The following is a 1851-nucleotide window of genomic DNA, read 5'->3' on the forward strand; positions in this document are numbered from 1 at the left end:
ACGATTTCACCAAGCCCAAAGCGCGATCCGCACCGCGCTGGCCACCTTATGCAAACCGCCGGAGATGACCTCTGAACATCCGGCTCAACTCACCCTCGCTCATCTCCTGGCGGCATTCACACAGCATCCACTGGATCCCATTGCCGCCTTTCAAGTCACGCTGCAGACCTCTTTCGTGTGACGCAATGATTCCGTTCTCGCATTAGCGCCGACGATGCGCGAGATCCTCGCTGACAGCGTCCTGTCGCGACTCGTCTTGGCCACTCATCGCCGGTCTTGGCCACTCGTTGCCGGTCTTTTCCACTCGTCGCCGGTCTTTTCCACTCTTTTGTGCAAGCCGTACGACCGAATTGCCAGCGTACTTCTTACCGGCCGGTGAAACGTGCAAGCCCAACAACACAACACGACGACGACACGCCGGGCGACGCTCCAGTAGACTCACCCTCAAACATCCCCCGTCCCCGTTTCAAAAGGAGCGAATCGTGAAGCGACCGTCGATCTACGTAAAAATGCAAGTGCTCGGCGCGATAGATGTCGTCGAAGGCCGAACCCGCCACGAGAGAATCCATCACGTTGCGAAGATGACGTTTCTCGATGAGGAGGGCGGACCACACCGTTTCACTTGGCGGACCATCCAGACCTGGTACTACCGCTACAAGAACCACGGTGTCACCGCGATGGACAACCACTCGCGAGCCGACAAAGGGCACCCTCGCAAGGTCACGCCCGAAGAAGTGCTCGAAGCGATCAACTCCGCCTTACCCCACTTTCATCAGAAGAAGCGACCCAACAAGTCCGCCATCTATCGCTTCTGCATCGAAAAAGGACTCTTGCGGGCCAATCAGATCGCCCTGACAACCTTCTGCCGATTCGTGCGAGAATACGAGTTGCTCAAAGAAGACGTGAGCGGCAACAAACGTCGACTCGCCTTCAGCATGCAATACGCCAACCAGCTCTGGCAGGCCGATACCATGTTCGGCCCGCCTGTGTTCGGCGCACACGGGCAGAAGCGGCAAGCCAAACTGATCGCCTTCATCGACGACGCCAGTCGCGTGTTGTGTCACGGAGAGTTCTTCTTCGACGAAAACGCCGATTCGATGATCAAGGCCCTCCGTGCCGCGTTCTACAAACGAGGCGTGCCGGAGCAGTTGCTGGTCGACAACGGCTCGATCTACTGTTGCCAGGAAATCACACTCGTGTGCGCCCGCGTGGGCTGCATTCTCCGCCACACGGCCGTTCGAGATGCTGCCGCGAAAGGAAAGATCGAACGGTTCTTCCGCCGCGTCCGCGACCAGTTCCTCGTGCGGAATCTCGACCTCTCGTCCCTGGAGCAACTCAACAAGCAGTTCACGCACTGGGTCGAGCAGGATTACAACGCCACCCTTCATTCGACACTCGGCATGAAGCCGATCGACCGCTTCGGCATGGACCTGTCCCGCATCCGGTTCCTTTCCCCGTCCGAGGACACGGACGAACTGTTCTACGCCGAGGCCGTTCGCACGGTCAAAAAGGACAACACGTTCAGTTTTCGGGGAGACCGCTATGAAACGCCCGTCGACCTGCGCGGCAGAAAGATTGAACTGCGTTACGAACGTTGTCGCAAAGGCACGGTTGTCGTCTACGACAAGGGGCGACGCATCGGCCGGGCGAGACTTCTGGACGCCGTCGCCAACGGCCTGAGACGCAGAAGAGAATCATCGTAACGCCCTGCCAAACCGCTGCCAAACCGGTTTTCGCAGATGCAGCATCCAAAGCCGTCGTTTTTATCGTGAATGAATGACTTTCTTGGAGAGGTACCAAGCCCATGATCCGTTCCTATTTCGGTCTGACCGACAATCCCTTCGCGCTCCG

Annotated in this window: 1 protein-coding gene; it reads left to right on the top strand. The window is 58.0% G+C overall.

Translation table 11 applies throughout. The features are described from left to right. Positions 1-482: 482 nt before the first annotated feature. Entirely contained in the window at positions 483-1703 is a 1221-nt protein-coding gene (locus GY725_25920) for a transposase (GenBank protein MCP4007634.1), read from the top strand. The last annotated feature ends 148 nt before the right edge of the window (positions 1704-1851 follow it).

The sequence above is a fragment of the bacterium genome (assembly GCA_024226335.1).
In the GTDB taxonomy this organism is placed as follows: Bacteria; Myxococcota_A; UBA9160; order SZUA-336; family SZUA-336; genus JAAELY01.